Origin of the sequence: Bacillus sp. MMSF_3353, from assembly GCF_030733445.1 — a bacterium.
Taxonomy (GTDB): Bacteria; Bacillota; Bacilli; order Bacillales; family Bacillaceae_G; genus Bacillus_A; species Bacillus_A wiedmannii.
On sequence record NZ_JASHJA010000015.1, the window covers coordinates 1 to 23,001 of the forward strand.

Annotated in this window: 20 protein-coding genes and 1 pseudogene; 8 read left to right on the forward strand and 13 right to left on the reverse strand. The window is 35.6% G+C overall.

Annotation, left to right across the window (positions count from 1 at the left end):
* Window positions 1–159: pseudogene (locus tag RBB48_RS22335) on the reverse strand (cobalt transporter); the annotation flags it as partial.
* Between the two features lie 368 nt (window positions 160–527).
* Between RBB48_RS22335 and RBB48_RS22340 the strand changes: the two are divergent.
* The 3 genes from RBB48_RS22340 to RBB48_RS22350 all read left to right on the forward strand — a co-directional run bounded on the left by RBB48_RS22340 (window position 528) and on the right by RBB48_RS22350 (window position 4,965).
* Window positions 528–2,057 carry a cardiolipin synthase gene (locus RBB48_RS22340; protein ID WP_060487013.1) on the forward strand — a complete coding sequence of 510 codons (1,530 nt, stop codon included), beginning with the start codon at window positions 528–530 and terminating at the stop codon, window positions 2,055–2,057.
* Between the two features lie 127 nt (window positions 2,058–2,184).
* Entirely contained in the window at window positions 2,185–3,078 is an 894-nt protein-coding gene (locus RBB48_RS22345; protein WP_000892965.1) for an ATP-binding protein, read from the forward strand.
* Between the two features lie 3 nt (window positions 3,079–3,081).
* Window positions 3,082–4,965: a vWA domain-containing protein gene (locus RBB48_RS22350; RefSeq protein WP_088608964.1), complete on the forward strand. Its 1,884-nt coding sequence runs from the start codon at window positions 3,082–3,084 to the stop codon at window positions 4,963–4,965.
* A 38-nt stretch (window positions 4,966–5,003) separates the two neighbouring features.
* On the opposite strand, the gene RBB48_RS22355 is transcribed toward RBB48_RS22350, so the two are convergent.
* From RBB48_RS22355 to RBB48_RS22370, 4 genes are all read right to left on the reverse strand, one after another.
* The gene (locus RBB48_RS22355) at window positions 5,004–5,426 is read right to left on the reverse strand and encodes an NUDIX hydrolase (RefSeq protein ID WP_060487015.1); all 423 of its coding nucleotides are present in this window, start codon (window positions 5,424–5,426) and stop codon (window positions 5,004–5,006) included.
* Entirely contained in the window at window positions 5,413–5,955 is a 543-nt protein-coding gene (gene pyrE / locus RBB48_RS22360) for an orotate phosphoribosyltransferase (RefSeq protein ID WP_141547135.1), read from the reverse strand. The genes RBB48_RS22355 and pyrE overlap by 14 nt, the downstream gene beginning before the upstream one ends.
* A gap of 111 nt (window positions 5,956–6,066) precedes the next feature.
* On the reverse strand, window positions 6,067–7,032 hold the full coding sequence (locus RBB48_RS22365) for an L-threonine 3-dehydrogenase (RefSeq protein WP_000723139.1): 966 nt from the start codon (window positions 7,030–7,032) through the stop codon (window positions 6,067–6,069).
* Window positions 7,033–7,076: 44 nt separating this feature from the next.
* The gene (locus tag RBB48_RS22370) at window positions 7,077–8,267 is read right to left on the reverse strand and encodes a glycine C-acetyltransferase (protein ID WP_000095914.1); all 1,191 of its coding nucleotides are present in this window, start codon (window positions 8,265–8,267) and stop codon (window positions 7,077–7,079) included.
* A 213-nt stretch (window positions 8,268–8,480) separates the two neighbouring features.
* On the opposite strand from RBB48_RS22370, the gene RBB48_RS22375 reads away from it, so the two are divergent.
* Window positions 8,481–9,212 (forward strand): class I SAM-dependent methyltransferase, encoded by a 732-nt coding sequence (locus RBB48_RS22375; RefSeq protein WP_088061833.1) that lies wholly within the window; start codon window positions 8,481–8,483, stop codon window positions 9,210–9,212.
* A gap of 31 nt (window positions 9,213–9,243) precedes the next feature.
* Here the strand turns inward: RBB48_RS22375 and RBB48_RS22380 are convergent, their stop codons facing one another.
* Genes RBB48_RS22380 through RBB48_RS22390 form a run of 3 tightly spaced genes read right to left on the reverse strand, consistent with a single transcriptional unit; the run spans window position 9,244 to window position 12,137 of the window.
* Entirely contained in the window at window positions 9,244–10,065 is an 822-nt protein-coding gene (locus RBB48_RS22380) for an ABC transporter ATP-binding protein (protein ID WP_060487018.1), read from the reverse strand.
* Between the two features lie 12 nt (window positions 10,066–10,077).
* On the reverse strand, window positions 10,078–11,136 hold the full coding sequence (locus RBB48_RS22385) for a FecCD family ABC transporter permease (protein WP_048562868.1): 1,059 nt from the start codon (window positions 11,134–11,136) through the stop codon (window positions 10,078–10,080).
* Window positions 11,133–12,137 carry a FecCD family ABC transporter permease gene (locus RBB48_RS22390; protein WP_087983392.1) on the reverse strand — a complete coding sequence of 335 codons (1,005 nt, stop codon included), beginning with the start codon at window positions 12,135–12,137 and terminating at the stop codon, window positions 11,133–11,135. The genes RBB48_RS22385 and RBB48_RS22390 overlap by 4 nt, the downstream gene beginning before the upstream one ends.
* Before the next feature lie 172 nt (window positions 12,138–12,309).
* On the opposite strand from RBB48_RS22390, the gene RBB48_RS22395 reads away from it, so the two are divergent.
* Window positions 12,310–13,275 (forward strand): ABC transporter substrate-binding protein, encoded by a 966-nt coding sequence (locus RBB48_RS22395; protein WP_088608959.1) that lies wholly within the window; start codon window positions 12,310–12,312, stop codon window positions 13,273–13,275.
* A 381-nt stretch (window positions 13,276–13,656) separates the two neighbouring features.
* Window positions 13,657–15,042, forward strand: coding sequence for a peptide MFS transporter (locus RBB48_RS22400; protein WP_306008126.1), 1,386 nt, complete (start codon window positions 13,657–13,659; stop codon window positions 15,040–15,042).
* 41 nt (window positions 15,043–15,083) lie between these two features.
* Here the strand turns inward: RBB48_RS22400 and RBB48_RS22405 are convergent, their stop codons facing one another.
* Together RBB48_RS22405 and RBB48_RS22410 are read right to left on the reverse strand one after the other, a co-directional pair.
* Window positions 15,084–15,263 carry an acid-soluble spore protein H gene (locus RBB48_RS22405; RefSeq protein WP_000382688.1) on the reverse strand — a complete coding sequence of 60 codons (180 nt, stop codon included), beginning with the start codon at window positions 15,261–15,263 and terminating at the stop codon, window positions 15,084–15,086.
* A gap of 191 nt (window positions 15,264–15,454) precedes the next feature.
* On the reverse strand, window positions 15,455–15,742 hold the full coding sequence (locus RBB48_RS22410; protein WP_000081429.1) for an ArsR/SmtB family transcription factor: 288 nt from the start codon (window positions 15,740–15,742) through the stop codon (window positions 15,455–15,457).
* Window positions 15,743–16,565: 823 nt separating this feature from the next.
* Here RBB48_RS22410 and RBB48_RS22415 point away from each other — a divergent pair.
* Window positions 16,566–18,185 (forward strand): L-lactate permease, encoded by a 1,620-nt coding sequence (locus RBB48_RS22415; RefSeq protein WP_046957351.1) that lies wholly within the window; start codon window positions 16,566–16,568, stop codon window positions 18,183–18,185.
* 40 nt (window positions 18,186–18,225) lie between these two features.
* On the opposite strand, the gene aspA is transcribed toward RBB48_RS22415, so the two are convergent.
* The 3 genes from aspA to gloA2 all read right to left on the reverse strand — a co-directional run bounded on the left by aspA (window position 18,226) and on the right by gloA2 (window position 21,727).
* A complete protein-coding gene (gene aspA, locus RBB48_RS22420) occupies window positions 18,226–19,659 on the reverse strand; it encodes an aspartate ammonia-lyase (RefSeq protein ID WP_306008127.1) in 1,434 nt (477 codons plus the stop codon).
* Between the two features lie 275 nt (window positions 19,660–19,934).
* Window positions 19,935–21,233 carry a hemolysin family protein gene (locus RBB48_RS22425; protein ID WP_088061817.1) on the reverse strand — a complete coding sequence of 433 codons (1,299 nt, stop codon included), beginning with the start codon at window positions 21,231–21,233 and terminating at the stop codon, window positions 19,935–19,937.
* A gap of 107 nt (window positions 21,234–21,340) precedes the next feature.
* A complete protein-coding gene (gene gloA2 / locus RBB48_RS22430) occupies window positions 21,341–21,727 on the reverse strand; it encodes an SMU1112c/YaeR family gloxylase I-like metalloprotein (RefSeq protein ID WP_001017670.1) in 387 nt (128 codons plus the stop codon).
* 91 nt (window positions 21,728–21,818) lie between these two features.
* On the opposite strand from gloA2, the gene RBB48_RS22435 reads away from it, so the two are divergent.
* On the forward strand, window positions 21,819–22,997 hold the full coding sequence (locus tag RBB48_RS22435) for a NupC/NupG family nucleoside CNT transporter (RefSeq protein WP_088121265.1): 1,179 nt from the start codon (window positions 21,819–21,821) through the stop codon (window positions 22,995–22,997).
* The last annotated feature ends 4 nt before the right edge of the window (window positions 22,998–23,001 follow it).

Consider the following 23,001-nt stretch of genomic DNA (forward strand, 5'->3'; position numbering starts at 1 on the left):
GCCCCATCCGCCTCCGTGATGGTGGTGATGATCATAGTGATTGTGCCCTCCATGATGGTGATGTCCGCCGTTATGGTTGTGCCCTCCATGAGGATGATGATTACGATAATACAATCCGTTATTTTCTATATAATTCATGTTTCCCCTCTCCTTTTCCATTTTCTCATCTTAATAGGTATTGTATGGATAGTACGGACCTTGTTAGTAACCTATATAATTAAGAAGAATCCGCGTAATAAAGATAACTATATCCTGGTCTTCATCATGCACCTGCTACAAATCCATGATATGGTTATCCCCTTTCCTATATAAAGGGCAAGGGTTTTGTCCCTCCTACACTGTTTATTAACCAGCAAATAGCTGGATAATAACGTCACAATATAATGTATGTAGGACAAATGCGGAAAGCATGGAGAAAATGTCTATATTTTGTAAAAAAAACAAAACACTTTATAATAAGAATGTCGGATTATACCTTTTTATATAAGAGGTCTATACTTAAGAAAGATTAGAGGAATTTTATAGAAATGAAGAAGCCTATCGTTCAATTACTATCAATATTTGTAATTATATCTATCGTTCTTTTCCTATTAAATACATCATTTATTTCGTTATATACATTTGTCGGCGCTCTCTGGTCCATCACAATCATAGGAATTTCATTCGTTATTTTCATCGAAAATAGGTCTCCTCAAAGCACCTTAGCGTGGTTTTTAGTATTAGCACTTCTTCCCGTTATAGGGGTGCTTTTATACTCTATTTTCGGTCGTAGCCGTTGGAGAAGAAAAAAACATCTCCATCGTTCAGAAGAACAAAGAAAATTATTCCGTGAAATATTAGAAGGAAGACGACTAGAATTAGCACTCACAGTCCCCTTACATGAACGTTCTGTACATTTAACAGAAGTCGTACAAAAATTTGGAGGCGGGCCTGCCGCAGATAGAACGACGACAAAACTTTTAACAAATGGAGATCAAACATTCTCAGAAATTTTGCAAGCTATCGAGCAAGCAAAACATCACATACATATTCAATACTATATTTATAAATCTGATGAGATTGGTACGAAAGTTCGAGATGCTTTAATAAAAAAAGCAAAATCTGGTGTTATTGTACGCTTTCTTTATGATGGACTCGGAAGTAACACTTTAAGAAGACGCTTTTTAAAACCTATGAAAGAAGCTGGGATCGAAATTGTAGAATTTGACCCTATTTTTTCAGCTTGGTTACTTGAAACAGTCAATTATCGTAACCACCGTAAAATCGTTATTGTAGATGGAGAAATCGGTTTTACTGGTGGACTCAACGTCGGTGATGAATATCTTGGTCGTTCAAAAAAATTCCCCATTTGGCGTGATAGCCATTTAAAAATAGAAGGGAAAGCGTTATATAAATTACAAGCAATCTTTCTAGAGGATTGGCTCTATGCATCTAGTGGGTTGAATACTTATTCTTGGGATCAATTTATGAATAGACAATACTTCCCAGGTAAAGAAATTTCAAATGCAGAAGGTGCTGTGCAAATTGTAGCGAGCGGACCAAGCTCAGATGATAAAAGCATTCGCAATACATTATTAGCTGTTATGGGATCTGCAAAAAAATCGATTTGGATCGCTACACCTTACTTTATTCCAGATCAAGAAACTTTAACATTATTACGTTTAAGTGCAATATCTGGCATAGATGTACGCATTTTATATCCTGGTAAAAGTGATAGTATTATTAGTGATCAAGCATCTCAGTCCTACTTCACTCCGCTTTTAAAAGCTGGTGCTTCCATTTATAGTTATAAAGATGGTTTTATGCATGCAAAAATTGTACTCGTTGATGATAAGATCGCGACAATTGGAACGGCAAATATGGACGTACGCAGCTTTGAATTAAATTATGAACTTATTAGCGTACTATATGAATCAGAAACCGTTCATGATATTAAACATGATTTTGAAGACGACTTTAAGCATTCCACTGAAATTAAATGGAACGCATTCCAAAAAAGAAGTATCAAAAAACGAATATTAGAGTCTTTCATGCGACTCATTTCTCCTTTACTGTAAGCAATCAATGTAACATTGATTGCTTTTTCTTTTCCATTTCCCCTCTCTCCTTTTCTTTGCATACCATATTAAAACAAGTTATCATAAGATGTATTACTTTATGAAAATAATGTTAGGTGGGAAATACATGTTAGAACAATTTCATATACATGCTGATTTAAAACAACAGCTCTCAACCATTCACGAAAAAAATAAACAAGAAGCTGGTGAAAATGCACATTTAATTGGAAAGAAAATATATAAAGCATCTGATAACAGCATTATTGAAGATGCTATTACAGCGCTTCTTCTTGGCAAAAACATTCTATTAAAAGGGCCGACTGGTAGTGGTAAAACAGTACTAGCTGAAACTCTTTCTTCTTTATTCCAAAAACCAATGCATAGCATTAACTGTTCTGTTGACCTAGATGTAGAAGGTATTTTAGGATACAACACACTACAAACGAAAGATGGCGCATCTGAAGTTACATTCGTTAACGGCCCTCTTATGAAAGCAATGAAGAACGGTCATTTCCTATATATTGATGAAATCAATATGGCAAAACCTGAAACGTTACCACTTCTTCACGGTGCATTAGATTACCGTAAAATGATTACAAATCCATTTACACAAGAGGTTGTATATGGCGATGACGAGTATCGTGTAATTGCAGCAATTAATGAAGGTTACGTTGGAACAAGTGAACTAAACGAAGCATTAAAAAACCGTTTCGTTATTATTGAAGTTCCATACATTCAAGGTGATACATTAAAAGAACTATTACTATCTGAATCAAAATTAAATGATGTTGCAACAATTGAAAAGTTCGTTGCATTTGCAAGCGACCTTATGCCTTTAGCTCGTGACGGACGTGTAAGTGAAGAAGCAGCAAGTATTCGTGGCATTATCGACGCATGTGATTTAGGTGTATATATTCCTGTTATGCGTGCAATTGAACGTAGTATTATCGCAAAATTAAACGATGAAACAGAACAAATGACTGTCCGTGAATTAGCAGAAAGTTATTTCTTTGAGGGATAATTCATGAGACAAATTTTTAGTGACAAAAAAATTGATGCGTCGCTGTTTCTACAAATGGAAAACTTAATGTATGCTCTTCTAAAAGAAGACGATGCCTACCTTGAGTATGGCTATAAAGCATACTACGATGAAATTGAAAAAAAGGTTGTCATTAGTCACTTTTGGGATGATCGAAAAGAAGAGGATACAGTAATCGGATTAAAAAGCGAAGTGTTTTTAAAGGCACTTGGTAATAAACATTACTCGGACATGACTTTAATTCGTTCTTATGCGATTGAATTACAAGAATCACCCTTAAAAAAGTTTTTAACACAATTATTTGTTCTATTAGAAGATTTACGTGTTGAGGAAATCGTAAAAAACTTACGCCCTGGCACAAAGCATGTTTTTAAAAGAAGAAAAGAAATGTATCGCAATTACTTTGGTTCACAAAATGAAATCAATCGTGTTCGTAACTATCACGGTGATCGTCTATTTTGTCTCTGCTATCTTTCATTAACGAGCGATAAATATGAAATGTTTAATAATGAATATTTCGAGCAAATTGAAGCAATTTTGCATGAAACATTCCAAGCTCGTAATACAGAAGATATTATGTATATCGTTGAAAAAATTCGCTATCGTTTAGAAGGACTTCTTGAAAGTGATATGCTTAATAATTATTTCGGACATGCTCCGCTTTATTTATCTGTCATTGCAGACGAAAAGAACTGTCGCGTCGAAGATTTAGCAAATGATGATACGCAGCTCATAGATGACGATGAAAATAAAAACAAAATGGATGAAAGTTTCTCCACATGGCATCGTGAAAATAAAAATAACGAAAACGAGAATTTTTTACGCTTTGAATTAGAAAGCGGAACAAAAACAAACATGATGGGCGATACTGCTCGTGAATCAGAAGATGGCGACCAAGCACTTGGTTCTGTACAAGGTACTTCTCAAAAAAGTACACAATCCAACTTTGATGGCGCTGATACAGAAGAAGCAAGAGCTTCACACGCTTCTAGCCAAAACGAGGGTGCATACGGTAAGTATAACGTTGGTGCTTCTCATATATTTAAAGAAGCTCGCAAATCAAATCCTGATGAAAAAAAGGATTACCAAGCTATCAAATCAGTCGTTAATAAAGATGTAAAAGAATTAAAGAAAATTATCGAAAAAACGATTGAAAATAAAACGAATGCAAATAGTGATAAATATTACGGAAGACTTCGTAAGAAATTCCTTCGTATTTATACTGAAAAGCAGCCGCGCATGTTTTATAAAAAAGGACAAGAATCACAAGAACTTGACGTTGCATTCCAACTACTAGTGGACTGCTCTGGTTCTATGTATAACAAAATGGAAGAAACGAAAAAGAGTGTGGTCCTATTCCATGAAGCATTGAAATCTTTAAAAATCCCGCACGCCATTAGTGGATTTTGGGAAGATGCTTCTAGTGCTAAGCCTGAGGATAAACCAAACGTTATCCATGAAGTTGTAACGTATAAAAACTCAACGTTACCAAACGTCGGTCCAGAAATTATGCAGCTTCGCGAAGAAGAAGATAACCGCGACGGATATATTATTCGTATCGTTTCTGAAAAGCTTGCAAAAAGACCAGAAAAACATAAATTCTTACTTGTCTTTACAGACGGTGAGCCTTCTGCGCTAGACTATCAACAAGACGGTATTTTAGATACACATGAAGCTGTCAAACTTGCTCGTAAAAGTGGTATGGAAGTAATCGGAATCTTCATCGAAGAAGGCGAAGCGAAAGAAGCCACTTATCAATTAATGAAGAACATTTATAACCATCACTTCTTAGTTGCAAATCATGCTGAAGATTTACGTCTGAAGATTAAACCACTATTGAAAAAGTTACTACTGAAGACGATTGAATAGAAAAACAGGAGCGTTGTCGCTCCTGTTTTTTCTTTCAATCACTTTGTTTCTGATTGAAACTTATATGGAATGGCTACTTCTAATAATGCCTCGAATCCGCCATCGTAGAATGGAAATCGTTCATTTGCGATCGTTCGATTCACCCACTCTATTGCAGAAATTTCTTCTTCATCTCCCGCAATCAGTTCACCTTTTACTACATTTGCTCGGAATGTAAAAAGTATCGCATGATTCCCTGATTCTTCAAAGAATTTTTCATTGATCGCAACAAGTCCACCTGCCACGGCAGTTAAACCTGTCTCTTCTTTCACTTCTCTTATTAGTGCTTCCTCTAATATTTCACCTTTTTCAACAGCCCCACCCGGCAGTGACCAAACGTTTTGTTCTATATTATGTACCATTAATATTTTATCTGTTTCTTCATCATGTATTAGTGCATATACGACGTCAACTCTTTGCATGTTGCTTTTCTCCTTCAATTAACTCATCCATTGTAAATAAAGAATGTAGTTGTAAGCCATCTTCTAATAAGTTGTCTTTTCCCTCTTTCGTTCGTTCAATTACACCTAGAACATGATGTACTTTCGCACCTAGTTCTCTTAAATCTTTCGTACTTAATAATATTTGACCACCTGTCGTAATAACATCCTCAACAACACAAACATTTTTCCCAGCAATATTAACGCCTTCTGCTAACTTACATGTACCGTACTTCTTCGCTTCTTTTCTTACAAATACAACTGGTATACCTGTTTGTAAAGATAATGCTGTTGCTACTGGAATTCCTCCCATTTCTAAACCTGCGAGTACTTCTGTATCAGGGGGAATGAGCTCTTTCAACTGTTTAGCAATTTCTAATAACAGTACTGGATTAGATTCAAATAAGTACTTATCAAAGTATTGATTTGATACTTGTCCTGATCGAAGTTTAAATGTTCCTGTTAAACGTGACGTATTATAAATTCCCTTTGCTAACTCCCATTTCTCCATTGTTTCTCTCCCCTTTATGCACAAATTAACTTATTCTATCACACTTGTAATTATTTGTATATTCCTAAAATACAAATAAAAGGGTCGATTCCTAAGAATCGACCCTTCCTATTAATTCATCACTAACTCAGCTGTGAGCTTTTTTTTTAACTTAGCCAACATGTCAGTTGTCATTTTGTCTAAATCGTATTCTGCTTTAAAGCCCCACTCTTTCATTGCTGCTGTTGCATCAATAGAGTTTGGCCAGCTATCAGCGATTGTTTGACGAGCAGGATCTACAGCGTAATCCATTGTAAACGTCGGGATGTGTTTACGAATTGATGCTGCGATTTGCTCTGGCTCAAAGCTCATTGCTGTAATATTGAACGCGTTTCTATGCACAAGTTTACTTGGATCAGCTTCCATTAATGAAATGATCGCTTGTAAAGCATCTGGCATATACATCATATCCATGTATGTTCCTTCTGCAATGTATGAGGTGTATGTGCCTTTTTTAATCGCCTCATAATAAATTTCAACCGCATAATCAGTTGTTCCGCCTCCTGGAGGAGCTACGTAAGAAATTAAACCAGGGAAACGTACACCGCGCGTATCAACGCCAAACTTTTGATGATAATAATCACATAGTAATTCTCCTGCTACTTTGTTTACCCCATACATCGTAGTAGGACGCTGAATTGTATCTTGTGGCGTATTATCTTTCGGTGTTGATGGACCGAATGCACCGATAGAACTTGGCGTGAAAAACTTACAGTTTAATTCACGAGCTGCTTCTAATGCATTTACAAGTCCACCCATATTTAAATTCCAAGCAAATAACGGATTTTTTTCTGCTGTTGCTGAAAGTAAAGCTGCTAAATGAATAATTGTATCTACTTCATTACGCTTTGCGATATCATGTAGTTTTTGTCCATCTGTTACATCTAACGTTTCAAATGGACCAGACGTTACTACTTCACTATCTGTTTCACGAATATCTGTTGCAATAACATTTGATGCACCGTATACATCACGAAGTTTCATTACTAATTCAGAACCAATTTGCCCTAAAGAACCGGTTACTAGAATTTTTTTCATTTTCCCCACTCCTCATTTGCAAGCTATTCAAAAGATGTCGTTACTTAAATGATGCCCATTTCTTTTCCTACTTTTTCATACTTACGAATTGCTTCATCTAACATTTCTTTCGTATGAGCTGCTGTAGGCATATTACGAACGCGTCCTGTTCCTTTAGCTACAGTTGGGAACACGATAGATTTTGCATATACGCCTTCTTCATTTAGACGTTTACTAAATTCTTGTGTTAATACTTCGTCACCAATAATACAAGGTGTAATTGGCGTTTCACTTTCTCCAATGTTAAAGCCAAGTTCTTTTAACCCTTGTTTTAAATAGCGGCCATTTTCCCAGAGACGATCATGTAACTCTGTGCTTTCCATTAAAATTTCAATTGATCGCATACATGCAGCTGCATCAGCTGGTGTTAATGCTGTGGAGAATAAGAATGGACGTGAACGAACTTTTAACCAGTCAATTAAGTTTTGTTTCCCTGCTACATATCCACCAATTACCCCAATTGCTTTTGATAATGTACCAATTTGGAAATCAACTTTATCAGATAGACCGAAATGCTTTACAGTTCCTGCACCTTTTCCAAGTACACCTGAACCGTGTGCATCGTCTACATATGTCATTAAATCTAATTCTTCTGCAATCTCAACAATCTCTGGTAATTTTGCAACATCTCCATCCATTGAGAAGACACCGTCTGTAATTACCATTAATTTATTGTAAAGACCTGATTCTTTCGCTGCGATTGCTTTTTGGCGTAAATCTTCCATATCAGAATGTTTATAAACGATGATTTTCGCTCTTGATAAACGACTACCATCAATAATAGAAGCATGGTTTAATTCGTCTGAAAGAATCGCATCATTTTTATCCATAACGGCTGAAATCGCTGCCATATTACAGTTAAATCCTGATTGGTAAGCAATTGCTGCTTCTGTATGTTTAAACTTTGCAATTGTCTCTTCTAATTTAATATGCAAATCTAAAGTACCGTTAATTGTACGAACAGCTCCTGCTCCAACGCCGTACTTATGAATTGCACCAATTGCTGCTTCTTGCAAACGGCTATCTGTTGCTAATCCAAGATAGTTGTTTGAAGATAAGTTAATATATTCTTTTCCGCCAATTGTAATGATCGGTCCATTTGAACTCTCAAGCGGATCAATTACGTTATAAAGCCCCTTTGATTTTAAATCCTCTAAATTTTCTTCTAAAAATTTTGCAAGTGTTTTACTAGACATTGTGAAGCCTCCCATCGTTCATGTAAGCGGATTATTGTCTTAATAGTTCTAATAATCCCTCTACTAGCTTAACACGTTTTTAGAATTTATTATAGAAAAATAGTTTAAAGTAACCGCTTACAATTCTAGATTATATATGATTCATTACAAGAAATCTATCATTTACTTTTCATATTTGGTAGAATAAAAAAAATATTTAAGGGGGCTTCAATCATGGCATTTACTGAATCTGATGTATATAATAACGAAGCATTTTTTGAACAATATATGAAACGAAGATACCGAGAAAATAGCCCAAATGAATCACTTGAAAAGCCAGCCTTCTTTCAACTCATTGGTGATGTGAAAGGAAAGAAAATCCTCGATTTAGGCTGCGGTGACGCCAAGTTTGGCGAGGAATTATTAGAGAATGGCTGCCACTCTTACACTGGTATTGAAGGCTCCGAACTTATGTATGAAAAAGCTAAAAAACAACTAGAAAATAAAAATGGAACCGTCCATTGTTTAAACCTCAAAGACTACACATACCCTCCTTCTACTTTTGATTTAGTAACGTCTAGACTCGCCTTACATTATATTGAACATCTTCCTATCATTTTTCAAAATGTGTACGAAGCTTTAAAAACAAATGGAACCTTTACTTTTAGTGTTCAACACCCTGTTATTACTTCTTCATTTGAAAGCTTGCAAACGAGCGGAAAAAGAACAAGCTGGCTCGTCGATGATTATTTTAAAATGGGAAAACGCGTTGAACCTTGGATTGATCAAGAAGTTATTAAATATCATCGTACAACGGAAGAATATTTTACATTATTACAACAAGCTGGATTTACGATTACAAATATAAAAGAAGCTACACCAAATCAAACTTATTTTCAGAGCGAAGAAGAATATGAACGACGTTTACGAATTCCCCTCTTCCTACTATTCTCTTGCGAAAAATAAAAAAGACGATGAATCATCATCGACTTTTTTATTATCTCATTGCCTGAGCAACCTCTTTACGTACACGTCTTCCTTTTCCATGCGGAATACAAAGTGGCGTCCCAAATAACGGATCCGTACTAATTTGACATTCCATTCGGAACACATCACGTACTAGCTTCTCATCCACTACTTCTTCCGGCTTACCTTGTGCATATATTTGTTTATCTTGAATGGCAACAATATTGTCTGCATAACGGCATGCTAAATTTAAATCGTGTAATACCATAACAATTGTTCTTTGTTCTGTTTCATTTAATTCGAATAATAAATCTAGCACTTCAATTTGGTGAGTCATATCTAAATATGTAGTAGGCTCATCCAGTAAAATAATATCTGTATCTTGTGCAAGCGTCATTGCAATCCAAGCACGTTGACGTTGTCCACCTGAAAGAGCATGCACATCACGCTCAGCAAATTCTGTCATACCTGTTGCTGCAAGTGCTCTTTGTACCATTTCTTCATCTTTTTCTGACCATTGCTTCAGCCATGTTTGATATGGATAACGTCCTTGCTTTACAAGCTGCAATACTGTAAGTCCTTCTGGCGCTTGCGGTCCTTGTGGTAAAATTGCCATTTGACGAGCGATTTGCTTCGTTTGCATACTTTGAATGGCTTGATTATCTAACAAAATGTCACCCGTTGTTGGCTTTAACAATCTAGCTAGTGAACGTAATAAAGTTGATTTCCCGCAACCGTTAGAACCGATAAAGATTGTAATTTCGCCTTTTGGAATTTCTAAATTCAACTCATCAATAATAATTGTTTCACCATAAGACAACGTCAAACGTTTCGTCTCCAATGCTTTTTGCATATTCATCTCCCTTTATGAATTCCGACTTTTATAAAGTAAATAAATAAAATAAGGTGCACCAATTGCTGACGTAAATACCCCTGCTGGAATTTCAAGTGGTGTGAAAACTGTACGCCCAATTAAATCTGCTGCGAGCACTAAAATTGCACCAACAATTGCTGCAACTGGGAGTAATGCACCGTATAAAGAACCAACTAGTCTTCGTGAAATGTGAGGTGCCATTAAACCGACAAATCCAATTCCTCCGGCAAAGGCAACTGCTCCACCAATTAAAGCTGTACTAAGTAATAACATGAATACGCGTGACTTCGTTAAAGGAACACCAAGCCCTACCGCAATATCATCCCCTAGCTCTTGCGCATTTAAATGTCTAGCAGCTATAAATGATATTACCGTTAAAACGAGAACCCACGGCGCAAGCACCATAACGTTTTGCCATGAAGAACCGTAAACAGTACCTGTAATCCATACATTCGCTTGACTCGCTTGATAAATAGGCGCTAACAACATAAACAAAGTCGTTGCCGCTTTCGTTAATGCCCAAAAACCAACACCAATTAAAACAAGACTAATCGGTGATAATCCGTCATTTCTCCATGCAAATAAATATACAAAAAGCGCTACAATCGTTGCCCCAGCGAAGGCTGCTAACGGCATATAATGAATGCTTACGGTTAGCGCATTATTTTTATCACTGAATATAGCTAAAAATAATACAACTGCAACACTTGCACCACCTGTAATCCCGATGATATCAGGAGAAGCCAGTGGATTTCGAACGAGACCCTGTAAAATACATCCTGCTACAGCAAGTGCAATTCCTACAAGGATGGCAATCAAAATACGCGGCATACGAAACTTGTTTACAACCATATTTGACATCGCATCGCCATTTCCAGTAATCGCTTGCCATACATCATAAGGGGCAATTTTCATGTCTCCCATACCTGCACTTGCAAAAAATAATCCTATTAAAACAACTAGTAAACTGAATAAGACGAGACAAGCTCGTTTATACATTAAAAACGAGAGCCCGCCTTTTCCTATACGAAACGGAATATACTTCTTCATTTGCTAAGCCCTCTCTTACGTGCAATATAAATAAAGAATGGTGCCCCGATAAACGCTGTCATAACCCCTACTGGTACTTCTTGTGGCATAATGACATATCTTGCTGCTATATCAGCTAAGATTAATAGTATTGCACCTAACAATCCGCTATACGGTACTCTCCACCTGTGATCTACTCCAACAAGAAATCTGGCAAAATGCGGAGTAACAATACCAATAAATCCAATCGGACCAGCGACTGCAACTGAACCACCAGACAACAGGACAATAATAAATAGTACGAATGATTTCATTAAAATCGTTCTTTGTCCAAGGCCTTTTGCAACGTCTTCCCCCATCATTAATGTATTTACTTTCCCTGCCATCATAAGAGATGCGATCCAGCCTACTAATAAATATGGGAATACAGATTGTAAAATTTCTAACTTTCTTCCTTGCACAGATCCGGCAAGCCAAAACAGTACTTCTTCAAGCGCTTTTTCATTTAACACAAGTAATCCTTGCGTTAATGATGAAAATAACGCACTAATTGCGACCCCTGCTAACGTTAACTTAAGAGGCGTCGTCCCTTCTTTTCCTAAAGAACTAGAAGCAAATACAAGCACAGCTGCAATTGCTGCCCCTAAAAAGGCAATCCACGTGAAAGCTGATAATGATGTCACGGAAAAAATAACAATTGCTACCACTATGAAGAAAGCAGCACCTGAATTTAATCCAATAAAATCTGGAGAAGCAAGTGGATTCTTCGTTAAAGTTTGCATAAGACAACCGGCAATGGCTAAACTAGCACCAACACTAGCTGCAATTAATGCCCTTGGTAAACGCACATTTTGAATAATAATATGTTCATTGGAACCATTAAAATGAAAAAAAGCATCTAACGCTAATTTCCAGCTCGTATTTGTATATCCGAAAATAATACTTCCCCAAATACAAATAATGACTGCAATGATTCCAACAAATAATCCAATCCATTTTGCTTGATTTGTTTTTAATAACATGCAGCGTTTCCCCTTCAATGTATAATGATACGTTGTAAGTGTATTTCAACTTAATTCTCATTGTCAACGATAATGAGAACTATTTTCATTGATATGTATTGACAATCAAAAGATAAAAGCTTAATATCATGCTTGCTATTGAAAAAACTTCTCAGTATGTAGGGGGTACATAATGAATTTAACACGAAAGAAATCGTTTACAGTATTTGTATTTTTACTAGCCTTTTCATTACTTTTAAGTGCTTGTGGAAAATCAAATACGAAAGAGGAAACAAAAGAAGATACAAAAAAAGAAATGATTACGGTGGAACACGCAATGGGTAAAACAGAAGTTCCTGCTAATCCAAAACGTGTAGTCATTTTAACAAATGAAGGAACTGAAGCTTTACTTGAACTAGGTGTGAAACCAGTTGGGGCTGTAAAATCTTGGACTGGGGATCCATGGTATCCACATATTAAAGATAAAATGAAAGATGTAAAAGTTGTTGGTGATGAAGGACAAGTGAACGTGGAAACAATCGCTTCTTTAAAACCAGACTTAATTATCGGTAACAAAATGCGTCACGAAAAAGTGTACGAGCAACTAACAGCAATTGCACCTACTGTGTTCTCTGAGACGCTACGTGGTGAATGGAAAGATAACTTCAAATTTTATGCAAAAGCATTAAATAAAGAAAAAGAAGGTCAAAAGGTTTTAGCTGATTACGATAAAAGTATGAAAGATTTAAAAGCTAAACTAGGCGATAAAGTAAATCAAGAAATCTCTATGGTTCGCTTCATGCCTGGTGATGTTCGTATTTATCATGGTGATACATTCTCTGGTGTTATTTTAAAAGAGCTTGGATTTAAACGCCCTGGTGACCAAAATAAAGACGACTTTGCAGAGCGTAACGTGTCTAAAGAACGTATTTCAGCAATGGATGGTGATGTATTATTCTACTTCACATTCGACAAAGGAAACGAGAAAAAAGGCTCTGAATTAGAAAAAGAATATATCAATGATCCTCTATTTAAAAATTTAAATGCAGTAAAAAATGGTACAGCATACAAAGTTGACGACGTTATTTGGAATACAGCTGGTGGTGTAATGGCTGCTAACCTACTATTAGATGATATCGAAAAACGCTTTGTTAAATAATATTTCCTTAACCAGCTCCCCTTCTATGGAGCTGGTTATTTTTCAATTCACTTAAATGTCACATTATTTCATTTTGTATTTTTATTCTCAATATGTTATATTGTAAAAGTAAATAGAATATATTTTCTCTATATCAGAATAAATATTTTAATCTAAATTTTCTGATTAATCACTATTTTATTTTCTTTTAGAATTCAATTATTACATTTGAAAACGCTTATCATCTCGTTTTCAGGGCAAAATACAGTAACGGTCGAAGAAAAATAGAACATTTTTAGAAATTTTCTTTCTATTTCCATATAATTCTATTGACTTCTAAATATTTTGTAAATTAAAATGATTACATAAATATCCGTTATACAGGATTAGGGGGAAACAAAAATGGATGCAGCTTTAAAATTAGACAAAGCTGGAGAGCAACAATCACCAAAAAAACATCCACCAGGGTTGTACTTGTTGTTCTTAACAGAAATGTGGGAAAGATTTAGTTATTATGGAATGCGTGGCCTTTTAGTTCTTTATTTAACAACTGCTGCTGTTAGTGGTGGGTTAGGATTTGATAAGGCAGTCGCAGTGCAATTATATGGTACTTTTACAGCGGCAGTATATTTCATGCCAATTATAGGCGGATGGCTAACGGATCACTATATCACAAGACGTCATGCCATTACTCTCGGCGGAATTATTATGGCAATCGGTAACTTTGTACTATTCTCAATGAATACAAAAACAGGTCTATTCCTTGGATTAATACTATTAGTTATTGGTAATGGATTCTTCAAACCAAATATTTCTACACTGTTAGGTGAATTGTATGGTGAAAATGATTCACGTCGTGACAGTGCATTTACTATCTTCTATATGGGTATTAACGTAGGTGCTTTCTTTGCTCCACTTATTTGTGGATTTTTAGCAGAAGATTTCTTTAAAACAAGCGCTAATGGCGTTATTGTAATGGGATATAAATACGGATTCTTAGCAGCTTGTATCGGTATGATTATTGGACAAATTGTTTTCAACTTATTAGCTCCTCGTTACCTTGGTAAAGCAGGAACAACAATTGTCGGTAAAAAGTCAAAAAATCAACCTGCAGTTGAAAAGAAACCTTTAACAAAACAAGAGAAAAATCGTACTTGGGCAATTGTAATTTTAACTTGTTTCGTAGTGTTCTTCTGGGCAGGATTTGAACAAGCTGGTAGTTCTCTAACACTTTATACAAATAAATTTGTTGATCGTACAATTTTCGGTTGGGAAGTTCCAACATCTTGGTTCCAATCAGTTAACCCAGCATTCATCGTACTACTTGCACCATTCGTATCTATGCTATGGTTAAAACTTTCTAAAACAAAACGCGGTGATTTAAAAGTACCAACAAAAATGGCATTAGGTATGATTTTACTAGGTATAGGTTACCTTGTTTTAACATTAGCAGTTCTAAAAACTGGAAGTAGTGAAGCAGATATAACTGTAAAAGCGAACTTATTATTCATCGTTATCACTTATCTCTTCCATACAATTGGTGAGTTATTCTTATCACCAATCGGTCTATCAATGGTAAGTGCAATCGCTCCTGTAAAATTAGCATCATTACTAATGGGGGTATGGTTAGCTGGTACGGGTATGGCTAACTGGTTAGCAGGTAAACTTGCTTCCTTTACACAATCATTAGGCTACCTTGAAGTATTTGCAAGTATCGGTATTATCGTTATCGTCTTAGGACTTGTACTCCTTCTCTTCTCTAAAAAAGTTGCGAGTATGATGGAATAACACTCGAAAAGACGCTTCTAAAATTAGAAGCGTCTTTTTTATCATTTCTCCTCTAAAGCCGTCACGTTCACGTGAACGCTTTCTCCAGGATTAGATACATCATACACTTGAGCAACCCCACTCTGCTCGTCACAGCTCTCAATCCATACTGGGACGCCCTCATATGTAACGTCAATGCTACTTGAAGAAGATAAAATTTGTTTCACACGTTTTACATCCATACTACTATTCCTCCTTTTACTTACTACACTCCTTTCTATCTTTTCTTTCCTCTTTAGAATATATTCCATATAGCAGCATTTTAATGGATAGCCTTTTCTTCCTTTCCTGCTAACATTTTCTCTCCTATTACCTTTCTGACAAATAAAAAAAGACGTATATCCCACACGTCTTTTTCCATAATATTCAAATTTTAAGAAAATAATGTTTTTACAACTTCACTTACTTTATCATTATGAATTTGATAATACACTTCTAATCCTCGTCTTTCAAAGCGCACTACTTTATTTTGTTTTAATTTCGTTAAATGTTGCGAAACTGTTGATTGTGGAATTTCTAATACTTCCTGTAATTGTGTTACATTACAAGTCCCACGTTGCATTAGTTCCATTACTAGACGTAGACGCAACGGATGCGCTAACGCTCTTAACATTTGTACATCTTCTTCTGAAATACGACATTCGAATTGATTTTGGCTCATAAAGTTCCCCTCATTTTCGTTTTTATTTTCTTTTTATTTATTTATATATCTGTTCTTATATTTCCTGTTACGACATAACTTTATCAACCTATAAAGCTGAAAATTTTTTCCACCTTAACCAGCAAAGAGCTCAGGAAAAATTCCTTGCTGATTTTGAATATTATACTATATGATATAACGAAAAAGCAAAACAACGAGCTGCAAATACTTTGCTTGCAAACGTTGTTTTATCAGGCTTTTTGTTATATTTTCACCTCATTGCAACGTGCAGTAATGATATTGTAAAATACCGTCTATAATTGATAACCTATCGTAACGTATTTGGGTTATATTTAACCTCTTTGTTACGCTAAAAGGAATTTTCAGTAAAAAAATAATATAATATTAAAAATTAACTTATTGTTGTTTTAATTCGTATTGTACTTGCTCAGACTGTTATTCAAAACTTCCTATTAAATGCATTTGCTTTCTCTTTCTTACTAAATCAACTCGGACCAGAATGTGACACCTATCAAATTTCAACTATTCCAACATCCTATATACTTAATGCAAAGACTTCATCTAACATATGGAATCAATGATATATGAACAGACAAAACAATATGGAAATAACTTCAAAAAGCGCACTCAAATCCATTTGAGTGCGCTTTTTTGTCCACTTTATGAACAAAGCATTTCTTTTAACACTATTATGGAATAATTATACTTTTTTACGTTGACAATAGTGTTGAAGGAGAATATACTAAGCATGTAAGTTGATTGTGAATAGTTTCACAAATAATGTGAATTTCTTCACATAAAATAGATAGGAGTTGTCATTATTATGAGTACTTGGACACAAATTTATGACCCATTAAACAATATTTGGTTATCTGCACTAATCGCAGCACTTCCAATTTTCTGCTTCATTATTTGTTTAGTGGGATTCAAAATGAAAGGTTACATGGCTGGTCTTTACAGTGTAATTGTTGCTATTATTCTTGCTATATTTGTTTATAAAATGCCTACAACTGCAGCAGTAGCATCTGCCGGATTTGGTGTTTTATCTGGATTTTATCCAATTTGTACTATCGTTATCGCAGCTATCTTCCTTTACAAATTAACTGTTAAAACAGAACAATTCAATGTCATTCGTGATAGTATTTCAAGTATTACAAATGATCAACGTTTACAAGTATTATTAATCGCTTATTCTTTCGGCGCTTTCTTAGAAGGCGCAGCTGGTTTCGGTGTTCCGGTTGCTATTACAGCTGCATTACTTGTAGGTATGGGCTTTAATCCATTAAAAGCAGCGGGTATTTGCTTAGTAGCTAATATCGCTGGTGGTGCTATGGGGGCTATGGGTATTCCAGTTACAGTACCTGCCCAATTAACTGGAATAGATGCATTAACTGTCGGTCGTCAAACTGTTCTTATTTTACCATTCATTAGTATTGTTTTACCGTTCTTACTTGTTTCAATGGTAGATGGATTTAAAGGCATTAAAGAAACTTGGCAAGGTATTCTTGTAAGTGGTGTTTCTTTCGCAATTACTCAGTTTGTTGTAACTTACTTCTTAGGCGCTGAACTTACTAATATTTTCGCAGCAGTCGTAAGTATGGTCGCTCTTGCATTATTCTTACGTGTTTGGCAACCAAAATCTTCTGCTAAAGAAGAAAAACAAGAAGAAAAAGAATCTCATACATTCAATCAAATTTTATATGCTTGGTCTCCATTCATATTCTTAACTGCATTTGTAACAATCTTTAATTTAAAACCAATTAAAGCTTTATTTGCTCCGGATGGTCCATTAGCAAACTTAGTATTTAACATTCAATTCCCTGGTCTTCATAATCAAGTTATTAAAACTGCACCAATCACAAAAGCTGATACACCTTTCGCAGCGATTTTCAAACTAGATGTATTCTCTTCTACAACTACTGCGATTGTATTAGCAATTATCGTTTCACTTATCGTCTACCGTGTAAACGGCAAAATGATTAAAGAATTAATGATTGAAACAATAAAAGAATTAAAGGTTCCAGTATATACAATTTGTAGCGTTATCGCTTTAGCTTACGTAGAGAACTACTCTGGTATGTCATCTACACTTGGACTTGCATTCTCTTCTACTGGAAATGCATTCCCTATTCTTTCTCCAATCTTAGGATGGATTGGCGTATTCATTACTGGTTCAGTAGTATCTAGTGGTTCACTATTCGCACCACTTCAAGCAGTAACTGCCGATCAATTAAACATCGTACCATCTACTCTCGTTTCATTAAACGTAGTTGGTGGCACAATAGCAAAAATGGTTTCACCACAATCCATAGCAGTTGCTTGTGCGGCAGTTGGACTAGTTGGTAAAGAATCTGCTCTATTTAAAACAGTGATGAAATATAGTTTAATCTTCTTAGCTATTATTAGCTTACTTCAATTAAATGCTGTATTTAATATCTTTTAAACAAAAAACACCGATCCAAATGGATCGGTGTTTTTTCACATTACATCTTCTTATTCTTTAGTAAAGAAGCTCCAGCAATTTCAGGATGCGTCATTTCGAATGGATCTAAAATAATATCCAATTCTTCTTCTGTCAGTACACCATGTTCTAAACATAGCTCCCTAACAGATTTTCCTGTTTCAATTGCTTCACGTGCAATACGAGATGCTGCTTCATAACCAATATGAGGGTTCACCGCTGTAATAATTCCAACACTTTTCTCTACATATTGCTTCAGCAATTCTTCATTTGCTGTAATTCCTTTAATACAATATTCACGGAATACACGGAATCCGTTATTCATAATACTAATAGATTGAATTAAATTAAATACGAGTACAGGCTCCATTACGTTTAACTCTAATTGTCCTGCTTCTGATGCTAAGCAAATTGTATGATCATTACCAATTACTTGGAAAGCAACTTGATTAATTACTTCTGCCATAACAGGATTTACTTTACCTGGCATAATAGATGAACCTGGTTGGCGAGCTGGTAATTGAATTTCCGCCAATCCAACACGTGGACCAGATGCCATAATACGAAGATCATTTGCAATTTTAGACATATTCATCATACATACTTTTAATGCCGCAGATACTTCTGTGTATGCATCTGTGTTTTGCGTTGCATCAACTAAATGCTCTGCACCAACAAGTGGGAATCCGCTAAATGTTCGCAAGTGTTTAACCACTTGTTCAATGTACGTAGGGTTTGCATTTAATCCCGTACCAACAGCTGTCGCCCCCATGTTCACTTCATATAAATGTTGGCGAGACTGTTTAATTCTTTTTATATCACGTTCAAGCACTCGGCTATACGCTTCAAATTCTTGTCCAAGACGAATCGGAACAGCATCTTGTAAATGTGTACGTCCCATTTTAATGACGTGGTCGAACTCTTTTGCTTTTTCACGGAAAGCAGCATGAAGTTCTTCCATTGTAATAAGAAGTTCTTCTAACATCATAAGAGTTGCAATATGAATTCCCGTTGGAAACGCATCATTCGTTGATTGAGCCATGTTCACATGTGTGTTTGGGCTAATTTTCACATACTCGCCTTTTTCATATCCCATACGTTCTAAAGCTCGATTAGCGATTACTTCATTTGTATTCATATTAATAGAAGTTCCAGCACCGCCTTGGATTGGATCCACGATAAATTGATCATGGAATTTCCCATCAACAATTTCTTGTGCTGCCTCTGCAATTTCATATCCAATGTCTTTAGCTAAGTAACCAGTATTCATATTTGCAAGTGCCGCCGCTTTCTTCACAATTGCCATTGCCGTAATGAGTGACGGATGAATGCGATATCCTGTAATCGGGAAGTTTTCTACAGCACGTAATGTTTGTACCCCATAATAAGCTACACTCGGTACTTCCTTTTCACCTAAAAAATCTTTCTCTATACGTATATCCTTCGTTGCTATCATTTTCATCACCTATACTTTTCATTCTAAATCCTTATCTAAAAAATTCGCCTCTAAAAAAACGAGTATCATTCAGAAGAATTTTTCAGTATCCACCTTCACTATATAGCACCTTTTTTGAAAGCGCAAACATTTATTTTTCTATATCTACCTTTTATAAAGTGAAACTTTAATCAGTGGGGGTTTTGTTGATCCCCCACCTAACTTCTTCGCTTTCGCTGAATTTTGAAGTAGGGGTCTTACTGCCCACAAATAGCGGGATAAAAATTTATAGAAAATCATTCTTCTACCTTCTTTATTTCCACTCGTTTAATTTGATGCATATCCTTTTCAAGAACTTTAAAAGAAAAGCCGTGTTTTTCAATAATATCTCCTTCAGCAACGATTTGCTTTTGTACCATAATCCAGCCACCAATTGTATCTACATCAGCAGCGATTAGGTGTAGGCCAAATAAATCATTTACTTCACTAATAAGCACTTTTCCCTCTACGATTTTATAGCCTTCACTTATATGCTCTATAGGCGGGTGTTCATCTTCATCGTATTCATCTCGGATTTCTCCAACAATTTCTTCTAAAATATCTTCTAGTGTAACGATCCCCGCTGTACCACCATATTCATCATATAATACAGCTAATGGAATTCGTTTTCTTTGCATTTGTAATAGCAAATCATGAATAGGAATATTTTCTAACACTTCAATAACTGGTCTTGTATATGGCTTAATCGAGCACCCCTCGTCTCGATTACCATCCATATAACGAATAAATAAATCCTTTACATTAACCATCCCAATAATTTCATCTTTATCTTCACCAAATACGGGATATCTCGTGTACTTTTCTTGTGCGATTATTTTAATATGTGTTTCAAATGGTTCGTCCTCATATAAACCTACAACTTCCGTACGAGGTACCATAATTTCCTTTGCGACTCTATTATCGAATTCAAAAATATTATTTACATATTTAAATTCCCTTTGATTAATCTCTCCGCTCTCATAACTCTCGGATAAGATTAATCGTAATTCTTCCTCCGAATGAGCAACTTCATGTTCAGAAGCCGGATGTAATCCGAATAACCCTGTCACAAGCCTCGCAGAACCATTTAAAGCCCAAATAAACGGATACATTACTCGGTAAAAGTAAATAATTGGCTTCGATAATAATAAGCTAACTTGTTCTGCCCTTTGTATAGCGAGCGTCTTCGGAGCAAGTTCACCAATGACAACATGTAAAAACGTAATAACTGCAAAGGCAATAATAAATGAAACTGTACTTGCAATTGCAGGAGATAGGTGTAGTTTTAAAAACAACGGCTCGAGTATATGTTTTATAGTGGGCTCTCCTAACCACCCAAGCCCTAAAGCAGTAATTGTAATACCTAACTGACATGCTGATAAATACTCATCTAAATTCGAAGTTACTTTTTTAGCTGCCAATGCTCCTCGTCGTTTCTCACTAACGAGTTGATCAATACGACTGCTACGTACCTTAATAATTGCAAACTCAACAGCTACAAAAAATGCTGTTAACGCAATAAGGATGGCTACCATCAATAATTTTAAAATATCCACATATGTCCTTTAGCTTTCTTAGCTAAAGTTACACCTCCTTTAAAAAAGAAGTTTCACTTTAGTTTCTTCATTTATTTGAAAGCAACCCTATATAAAATTCACCAATTTCAAGCCTCATACAATTCTAAAGGCAAGCCATCAGGATCTTGGAAAAAGACAAATTTTTTATCCGTAATTTCATCCATACGTATCGCTTCAGTCTCCACACCGCATTGTTTTAAATGGTTTACAGCTTCTTCTATATTTGTAACAGCAAATGCTAAATGTCTAAGTCCAGCTGCTTCTGGAAAACTCGGGCGCTCAGGTGGACTAGGAAATGAAAATAATTCAATTTGATACTCTTCCCCTACACATAAATCTAACTTATAAGAATCTCGTTCTTTTCTATATACTTCATTTATCGCTTTAAAACCTAATATCCGAGTATAAAAATCCTTTGACAGTTCATAATTCGAACAAATAATTGCAACGTGGTGCACTCTACATATATTCATGCTCTCTCTATTCCTTTCTTTACCAAAGATGCATATTCTCCCTTGAAATGAAAAACATATATAGCAGAATATCTCTTTTAGGGGGCTTACTATGAAATTTATTACTTTTTTCGTGGGACTTATCGTTGTTTTCTTCCTTGCTTATATTGCTAGCAACAATAAGAAACATATTAAATTTAAACCAATTTTCATCATGCTTATTATACAGTTGATTTTAACCTATTTATTATTAAATACAGAAATCGGCCTCATACTTATTCGGGTCATTTCCAGTCTGTTTACAAAGCTACTCGAGTATGCTGCTGATGGTATAAACTTTGTATTTGGCGGTCTTGCCAATAAAGGTGAAATGTCATTTTTCCTTACTGTATTATTACCAATTGTCTTCATTTCCGTCTTAATTGGTATACTACAACATTTCAAAATACTACCATTTTTTATTCATTGGATCGGTTACTTCCTTAGCAAAATAAATGGTCTTGGGAAATTAGAATCTTACAACGCTATCGCCTCTGCCATTGTCGGCCAATCAGAAGTTTTTATTACAGTTAAAAAGCAATTAGCTCAAATTCCAAAACACCGTCTTTATACACTTTGTGCTTCTGCCATGTCAACCGTATCTATGTCTATCGTAGGTGCCTATATGACAATGATTGAGCCTAAATATGTAGTAACCGCACTCGTTCTCAATTTATTTAGTGGTTTTATTATCATACTCATCATCAATCCTTACGACGTGAAAGATGACGAAGATATTTTAGAAATTAAAGGCGAAAAGCAAAGCTTTTTTGAAATGCTTGGAGAATACATTCTAGATGGCTTTCGCGTAGCCATCGTTGTCGGCGCTATGCTCATCGGATTCGTCGCATTAATTAGCTGCATTAATGACCTATTCCTCATTATATTCGGCATTACTTTCCAGCAATTAATCGGCTACGTATTTGCGCCTGTTGCATTCCTTATCGGTGTACCAAGTTCTGAAATTGTCACAGCTGGTAGCATTATGGCAACGAAGCTTGTAACGAATGAATTTGTGGCAATGATGGACCTTAGTAAACTTTCTAATAGCCTTTCTCCCCGTACAGTGGGTATCATTTCTGTTTTCCTCGTTTCTTTTGCCAACTTTTCTTCTATCGGCATTATTTCAGGTGCAGTAAAAGGGTTAAACGAAGAACAAGGAAACGTCGTTGCCAGATTTGGCCTTAAATTACTATATGGAGCTACTCTCGTTAGCATTTTATCTGCAATTATCGTAAGCATTATGTTGTAATTAG

What these genes read in the sequence shown, in the direction of transcription:
- aspA (WP_306008127.1), bottom strand. Translation starts at nt 19,659, where the DNA reads ATGATAGCAACGAAGGATATACGTATAGAGAAAGATTTTTTAGGTGAA.
- pyrE (WP_141547135.1), bottom strand. Translation starts at nt 5,955, where the DNA reads ATGGAGAAATGGGAGTTAGCAAAGGGAATTTATAATACGTCACGTTTA.
- RBB48_RS22345 (WP_000892965.1), top strand. Translation starts at nt 2,185, where the DNA reads ATGTTAGAACAATTTCATATACATGCTGATTTAAAACAACAGCTCTCA.
- RBB48_RS22395 (WP_088608959.1), top strand. Translation starts at nt 12,310, where the DNA reads ATGAATTTAACACGAAAGAAATCGTTTACAGTATTTGTATTTTTACTA.
- RBB48_RS22340 (WP_060487013.1), top strand. Translation starts at nt 528, where the DNA reads ATGAAGAAGCCTATCGTTCAATTACTATCAATATTTGTAATTATATCT.
- gloA2 (WP_001017670.1), bottom strand. Translation starts at nt 21,727, where the DNA reads ATGAATATATGTAGAGTGCACCACGTTGCAATTATTTGTTCGAATTAT.
- RBB48_RS22385 (WP_048562868.1), bottom strand. Translation starts at nt 11,136, where the DNA reads ATGAAGAAGTATATTCCGTTTCGTATAGGAAAAGGCGGGCTCTCGTTT.
- RBB48_RS22370 (WP_000095914.1), bottom strand. Translation starts at nt 8,267, where the DNA reads ATGTCTAGTAAAACACTTGCAAAATTTTTAGAAGAAAATTTAGAGGAT.
- RBB48_RS22375 (WP_088061833.1), top strand. Translation starts at nt 8,481, where the DNA reads ATGGCATTTACTGAATCTGATGTATATAATAACGAAGCATTTTTTGAA.
- RBB48_RS22380 (WP_060487018.1), bottom strand. Translation starts at nt 10,065, where the DNA reads ATGCAAAAAGCATTGGAGACGAAACGTTTGACGTTGTCTTATGGTGAA.
- RBB48_RS22400 (WP_306008126.1), top strand. Translation starts at nt 13,657, where the DNA reads ATGGATGCAGCTTTAAAATTAGACAAAGCTGGAGAGCAACAATCACCA.
- RBB48_RS22390 (WP_087983392.1), bottom strand. Translation starts at nt 12,137, where the DNA reads ATGTTATTAAAAACAAATCAAGCAAAATGGATTGGATTATTTGTTGGA.
- RBB48_RS22365 (WP_000723139.1), bottom strand. Translation starts at nt 7,032, where the DNA reads ATGAAAAAAATTCTAGTAACCGGTTCTTTAGGGCAAATTGGTTCTGAA.
- RBB48_RS22435 (WP_088121265.1), top strand. Translation starts at nt 21,819, where the DNA reads ATGAAATTTATTACTTTTTTCGTGGGACTTATCGTTGTTTTCTTCCTT.
- RBB48_RS22410 (WP_000081429.1), bottom strand. Translation starts at nt 15,742, where the DNA reads ATGAGCCAAAATCAATTCGAATGTCGTATTTCAGAAGAAGATGTACAA.
- RBB48_RS22355 (WP_060487015.1), bottom strand. Translation starts at nt 5,426, where the DNA reads ATGCAAAGAGTTGACGTCGTATATGCACTAATACATGATGAAGAAACA.
- RBB48_RS22350 (WP_088608964.1), top strand. Translation starts at nt 3,082, where the DNA reads ATGAGACAAATTTTTAGTGACAAAAAAATTGATGCGTCGCTGTTTCTA.
- RBB48_RS22405 (WP_000382688.1), bottom strand. Translation starts at nt 15,263, where the DNA reads ATGGATGTAAAACGTGTGAAACAAATTTTATCTTCTTCAAGTAGCATT.
- RBB48_RS22415 (WP_046957351.1), top strand. Translation starts at nt 16,566, where the DNA reads ATGAGTACTTGGACACAAATTTATGACCCATTAAACAATATTTGGTTA.